This is a genomic window from Ligilactobacillus equi DSM 15833 = JCM 10991 (assembly GCF_001435735.1).
Lineage (GTDB): Bacteria > Bacillota > Bacilli > Lactobacillales > Lactobacillaceae > Ligilactobacillus > Ligilactobacillus equi.
Genome location: NZ_AZFH01000015.1, coordinates 47163 through 53525 on the forward strand (window position 1 = coordinate 47163; position 6363 = coordinate 53525).

6 protein-coding genes are annotated in these 6363 nt (G+C 42.5%); 2 read left to right on the forward strand and 4 right to left on the reverse strand.

The window, feature by feature from the left end; translation table 11 throughout:
- Positions 1-11 precede the first annotated feature (11 nt).
- The 3 genes from FC36_RS11550 to FC36_RS02595 form a co-directional block, all read right to left on the reverse strand.
- Positions 12-161 carry a teichoic acid D-Ala incorporation-associated protein DltX gene (locus tag FC36_RS11550; protein ID WP_225349943.1) on the reverse strand — a complete coding sequence of 50 codons (150 nt, stop codon included), beginning with the start codon at positions 159-161 and terminating at the stop codon, positions 12-14.
- 204 nt (positions 162-365) lie between these two features.
- On the reverse strand, positions 366-1229 hold the full coding sequence (locus tag FC36_RS02590; protein WP_235805795.1) for a PLP-dependent cysteine synthase family protein: 864 nt from the start codon (positions 1227-1229) through the stop codon (positions 366-368).
- 135 nt (positions 1230-1364) lie between these two features.
- Positions 1365-3149 (reverse strand): DUF2207 domain-containing protein, encoded by a 1785-nt coding sequence (locus FC36_RS02595; protein WP_025020988.1) that lies wholly within the window; start codon positions 3147-3149, stop codon positions 1365-1367.
- Positions 3150-3339: 190 nt separating this feature from the next.
- On the opposite strand from FC36_RS02595, the gene FC36_RS02600 reads away from it, so the two are divergent.
- Complete coding sequence (locus tag FC36_RS02600) at positions 3340-4188, forward strand: helix-turn-helix domain-containing protein (RefSeq protein ID WP_025020989.1); 849 nt, start codon at positions 3340-3342, stop codon at positions 4186-4188.
- A gap of 212 nt (positions 4189-4400) precedes the next feature.
- Positions 4401-5714 carry a UDP-N-acetylmuramoyl-L-alanyl-D-glutamate--2,6-diaminopimelate ligase gene (locus tag FC36_RS02605; protein ID WP_225349944.1) on the forward strand — a complete coding sequence of 438 codons (1314 nt, stop codon included), beginning with the start codon at positions 4401-4403 and terminating at the stop codon, positions 5712-5714.
- 294 nt (positions 5715-6008) lie between these two features.
- Here FC36_RS02605 and FC36_RS12785 read toward each other — a convergent pair whose 3' ends face one another.
- A complete protein-coding gene (locus FC36_RS12785; RefSeq protein WP_225349945.1) occupies positions 6009-6173 on the reverse strand; it encodes a C-terminal helicase domain-containing protein in 165 nt (54 codons plus the stop codon).
- Between the last annotated feature and the right edge of the window lie 190 nt (positions 6174-6363).

Here is a 6363-nt window from a genome sequence, read left to right on the forward strand (position 1 = left end):
AAAATCCCTCCTTAAAACTCATTGTAGATAAAGTGTGGCTGATTAATCCCGCTATAGTTATAGAGGTAAACCAAGCCAATCATAATCAATAAATATAATAGAGTCCGGCCGATAAAGTTTACGACTGGTCTTTGGAAAAAATTTCGCATTACTTTAAACACCTTAATTCCCTCCTCATAGTAATTATTGCATATACCTTATTTTTAATAATGAAAGTCTTTCATTATTAAAATGAAATTTCTTCATAAATTCTCTGGAGACAGAGTTTTTACCCTAGTTGCTTTTTAATTTATTTTGAAAGTTAAAATAACTTTTTTAAATTGCTAATGCAAAGTCCGTCACCCAGACGAACTTTGCGGGACTCTTTATGGCGCAATCGTTACGACTATCTTACCCGGCCCCAAACGCCGGGCGACTTGATAAGCTGTCCAGATATTTTCAGCCGCCTTCGCCTTCACAACTATTCCTTCCCTTCGTGCTACTTCGGAACCCAGCTTTTGCGCGGCAGCTAGGTCTAATTGCAAAACCTCATCGTAAATATCCCGATCTAAAATATCAGGGACAAAGCCATTCCCTAAACTTTCTAAACTATAAGGTTGGCTCTTCTCCTGCTGTAGAAATGGGGTATGGTGGTTACTAAGCGCCACTACTTGAGTCCCAACCCATTCTTCTTTTAGAGCATGACCCACCCCGCTAAGTGTGCCACCAGTATTGATTCCAGCAACGAAAGCATCAATACGCTTACCTGCTAAAGCGGCAATGATTTCTGGGCCCGTACCTTTTTCATGAGCATCTGAATTAGCAGGGTTATAGTACTGATTGGGCATAAACCAGCCTTTTTCATCAGCTAGAAGTTGGGCTTTCTTGCGGGCGCCTTCCATCCCTAGATTAGCAGAAGTTGTCACCACTTGACCTCCATGCGCTTCAATCACAGCCTTTTGTGCTTGCGCATCCTCAGGCATGACAATCACCGCATGACAACCCATTTTTTTCGCAAAGACTGTCAAAGAAAGGCCAAAATCTTTCTTACTTGCTTCAACCAAAGTACCATTTGCCTGAAGCAAATCATGATTTAAAGCTTGACGAATAATTTCCACCGCAACCCGATCTTTGGTTGATCCAGTAGGATTTTTGTAATCAAGTTTGACATAAACAGCAGCATAATCTGCCGGAGTGTGTAATTTATACAAGGGCGTGTGTCCCACTCCCAAATTATCTTGCGCTTCCACAACCATCACCATCCATTTAAGTAAAATCAATTACCATTTTAAGACAGCGCTTACATAATGTCAAATAATTAAAAAATCCGAACTCAGAATTGGGCGTGTGTTTTCCCAAATTCGAATTCAGATTTTATTTTTTAATTAAAACGCACCGCCACCGGAGCCACCGCCGAAGCCACCTGAATTGCCACCTGAAAAGCCACCTGAACTACCAGATGATGACGATGAAGATGAAGCACTATAATTAGTCAAGCTTTGCTCAAAACTACGATCAAAACTCTCACTGAAACTTGCCACCATATTATGGCTAATTAGAGAATAGTAAAGCAGCTCATGACCACTAGCTTGAAACTCCGCCACTGAAAAATCAGTTTTTAGGGCCGCTACTACCTTTTCCGATAAGCCAAACGCGGTAGCATAAGGTAATAACGTTTCCCATAAGGTAATATCCCCCACTTCTTTCGGACGGAAATTACCAATTTCATCTAGCATCTTATACAAACCATTGAGCTTAGTAGCTTCCTGGGCTCCTTGTACTGTGTAAGCTGACTTCCTTAATCCCCAAATCAGCGCCACCATCAATTCTAGCGGTAACCAAATTAAGAGGCAAATAAGGCCAAACTCTTGATTCAAAAAGAAGATCCCTAGACCTAAAAAGATGGTTGCTACTATCCCCAAGATTAACTTTAAGTTAAATTTCGTTCCCGCATCTTGTTGCGTTTTTGAAAGATATCCTTGTTGAAACAAACCGGTATAAACTGCCTCTTGCCAGGCACTATAAGCATCGTTGATTTTCTGAGAAGTGCGCGCACGTTTACCATACCGTCGTAATTTCTGGGTCGTAAAACTCTTACCATCCCCCACTTCTTTGAACAGAAAATCTATTAATTCTTCATCTACAAAATCCACTAAGGTTAGGCGATACTCTTTAGAACCTTTGGAGCCCGGCAGCTCCTCCAACTTAAGCTTTTTAGCAGCTACTAACTCTAATAAATGAGCACTCAAACCTAATGCATTTGGAACATGCGCTGTACGCAAAGCTTGCGCCATCGCCGCCGGATAAGTTGGAGGTTCAAAAACATGAGGCGTTAAACTCTTTTTAAGCGGACGTGGCCCATATTCGGGTTTCTTTACAAAACCTACCCACATCAAACGCAAGACCAACAAGCTTCCCAAAAACGCAGTGACATACGCTAATAGCTTTTGATTGCGACGCTTAGCGTTAGCTTCCTTAGCAAATTTAGCTTCTTGGGCGCGCACCTGGGCTAAGCGCTTGCTAGAGCGCAACTCAGGATTATTAGCAGTTAAGGCTTTATCAAAGACCATGTGAATTTCCACAAAAGTCTTCGCCGGTACGCGAGCCACCCTAAATTTACTGTAACCTAAAGAACGATTAACCTCATTATAACCATTCAATGGTCCATGAACCCAAGCTTGCAGTGAAGATACTTGCTTTTGGGGAAGGCTAACTTTGACCTGCACGTTGTGTAGACTTTCTTCCCAGCCGTCACCAATAATTTTAAAATTCAATTCTGCTGTATCTTGCCAATTAATCACGGCCTTCTCAATTACATAATCATAAGTAAAGGTTACCTTCCCACCATTCGTATGATGATAAACCTTGAAACGGTACCCCGCTTGATCGTGATTTAATTCATAGTTGCGGGTTTTTTGCCCATTAACTTTAACTTCTGGTTGACTTAGCTTCTGCCCACTAGCTAAATTTTGCCGGTAGTAGACGCCATTAGCCTCATCATCAAAATCATAAGTAATCTTTCTTTGAAGACTCAAACTGCCATTCGGCTGGATTTGGGCTTGAATTTGATAGGCCGTAATCTGGTAATCGGCTCGGGCAACTAGCGGAAATAAAATTCCTAAAAATAAACCTAGAACCACCCAAAAACCACTTTTAATCAACTTTTTCATTTTATTTCACCCCCTTTTATTTTACCGAAACCACACCTAAAAAGCCAACCACAACGGTCGATTTTAATTTCCGGGAAAAATTTAAAATACTTAGTTAAATTATTTCAAAATATTTTTTAAAAAAATAGGACATTTTAAGCGCTAATTTCCTTACTTTATATAAAGACAATTTTTCAAGGAGATTTTTATTATGACTAGCACTTACTTCAAAGTTTACGATTTTCTCTTCAATTACCAACTATCTAGCCGGCAAATGCTCATCATGGGCCGTTTTTATAACCGACTAGCCTCTTCTATGCGCCATGGTTCTAACTTTTATCAAGATGGCGACTTCTACATCGTTTACTCCCATGACGAGCTCAGTCAGGAATTCCAAGTTACCAAACGCTCCATCAGTCAAGATATTCAAGCTCTCAAAAAGGCGGGTCTTTTAGAAGTACAAACTGCCAAACATCCCGGTCAAGCTAACCGCTATTTCTTTCCCCTCAAACCTGAGGATTTAATACCAGCTAAGCAAAAGCCAGCACCAGAAAATTCCACTAAATCTCAAGCCCAGCTACCAGCAACTCCCCAGCCGACTCTGACGCAACCAGACTTAAAGCAAGGTGATGAAGCTGGCTGCCTCAAAGAAGGACAAGTTAAGGCTGGTCTCCACCCCCATTTAGCGGATCTCTTAGCGACTTATAATAGCTCACTTGCTTCAAGCTACGAACTAGGGCACTTGATTTTTGCTGCCAAAAAGCAAGCCGAAAAAACGGTCACCGTAAGTTCATGTAGCGAAGTTGAAGCCTTTTTATTTGAAACCAATCCGCTTTTAAATTTTGAACTTATACGTAACTTCCGCCCCGTCATGGTACGCGTACGCAATCTCGCCAAAAAACCTGGCCACCATAACTTTAAAGGCTACATTTTTAAAGCTTTCACCAAAATTTTAACTCGTGCGGTCCGTTGCTTTGACAACTTTGACGCTAATACGCTCCAAAACTACATGGCCCAACCCGATGCCTTTCGGGAAGAACTTTTCTTCCTGGGGGCCTGAAAAAAACTTCCCCCTAACAAAAAAACTTAAACCAAAGTTTTACAATAATGACATAAATGACTGCCAGTCCCCCTCATCTTGAAGGGCAGAATCCACCGTTTCCTAAATTTACACAGAACACTCTGAAGATTGCCATAATTTAGTCATAAAATATTCACAAAACTTATCTAAGCTAGAGATATCCAATTACAAAATAACCAGGGGGTTATCTCATGAATGCACAAACTTTAATCAACAGCCTAAACTATCGAAGAATTTCCTTACCCGCTGACCAAGATCTTGACTTTGAAGTAAGTTTGGTCAGCCAAAATACCCATGAACTGATACCCAATAGTGTCTTTATCGCAATTTCCGGTTTCAAAACTGATGGTCACGACCTCGTTACCCAAGCCATAAATCAGGGCGCCCGCCTGATTGTGGCTCAAAAGCCCCTCCAAGTCAAAGTGCCCGTGGTCTACGTCCGCGACACCCGGCGAGCCATGGCCACTTTAAGTGCCATCTTTTATGATCACCCTAGTCAAAAACTCCACTTAACTGGGGTGACTGGGACCAACGGTAAAACCACCGTAACTCACCTTTTAGACGCTGTTTATCGCTATCAACACATAAAAACTGGCCTAGTGGGCACTATGTACCATAAGGTTGACAATCAATATCTTAAAGCCATCAACACCACACCAGCCAATCATAAATTACAAAAACTATTCGCCCAAATGGTTGAAGCCAAAGTCCAAGCTGTCAGCATGGAAGTTTCTTCTGTGGCCCTCGTCCAAGGCCGGACCTGGGAAGTTGATTTTAATACCGCTATCTTTACCAACTTCTCCCAAGACCACTTGGATTATCACCAGAATATGGCGGAATATGCTCATGCTAAAAGTTTGCTCTTCTCACAATTAGGTAACTTACAAAAGGGCAAAACTGCCATCATCAACCAAGACGACACCCTAGCTGATTTCATCATAACATCCACTGAAGCCCAAATTTTGACTTACGGAATTAATAAGGATGCCGATTTTCAAGCGACCAAGCTGCACCACCACGCCCAGGGGACGGATTTCACCCTCCAAGCATTAGGCCAAAGTTATGCCGTTTACCTTCCCTTAGTCGGGACCCACAACGTTTACAATGCCCTAGCCGCCATTGCTGGGGCCTATGTTTATGGCCTAGACCTCAAGACAATTATCGCTGCTCTCAAAACAGTTACCGGAGTTAAAGGGCGCTTACAATTGGTAACCGGCCCCCATGAAATCAACGCGTTTGTTGACTACGCTCACACACCAGCTGCCCTAGCCAATGCGCTCCAAACGCTCAAACCTCTGACCCAAAGCCGAATTATCACCGTCTTTGGGTGTGGCGGTAATCGGGACGCCGATAAACGCCCTAAGATGACTCAAATTGCCCAAAAGTACAGTGATTTGGTCATCTTAACTACTGACAATCCCCGCCAAGAAAATCCGGCTGACATCATCTTAGACATGTTAAGAGGCCTTGACGACATGACCCAGATTGAAATTGAACTTGACTGACGTCAAGCTATTCGCAAGGCTGTCGCACTCGCCCACCCAGGTGATGTAATTTTACTAGCAGGTAAAGGTCACGAAAATTACCAAATCATCGGCGATACCATCACCAAATTCGACGATGTCGCTGAAGTTCAAGCAGCCTTTACTTGTAATTAGAAAAACAAAAACCGCTAGAGATTTCACGCCACAAAAGCGTTGATTTCTAACGGTTCGATAATTTTTCTAAATAATTTCCAGTAATTCTTCCCGGGTAATGGTTGCATCTTGCAGCCCTTTACCGGAAAGAATGTCGTCAGCTTACTTGGCCTTCTTTGCTTCCATGTCCATAATTTTTTCTTCCAAGGAATCCTTGACAATCAGCTTGTAAACCATCACCTTGTTTGCTTGGCCAATTCGGTGGGCCCGATCGGTAGCTTGGTTTTGCGCAGCCACATTCCACCAAGGATCGTAGTGGATAACCATATCCGCTTCTGTGAGGTTTAGCCCCGTTCCCCCGCCTTTAAGGAAATCAAAAAGACTGGAACCTCACCATGGGTCAACTACCCTAGTCTAAAGACTGGGGTAGTTGACCATTTTACTGGCATTCTTCTTACTTTTCTTTGACACCTTACTTGGCCTACCTTTCTTCTTCGGTTTCAAGGCCTCCAGTCCG

Coding starts and splice junctions, on each gene's coding strand:
- FC36_RS02595 (WP_025020988.1), bottom strand. CDS start 3,149: ATGAAAAAGTTGATTAAAAGTGGTTTTTGGGTGGTTCTAGGTTTATTT.
- FC36_RS12785 (WP_225349945.1), bottom strand. CDS start 6,173: ATGGTTATCCACTACGATCCTTGGTGGAATGTGGCTGCGCAAAACCAA.
- FC36_RS02605 (WP_225349944.1), top strand. CDS start 4,401: ATGAATGCACAAACTTTAATCAACAGCCTAAACTATCGAAGAATTTCC.
- FC36_RS02600 (WP_025020989.1), top strand. CDS start 3,340: ATGACTAGCACTTACTTCAAAGTTTACGATTTTCTCTTCAATTACCAA.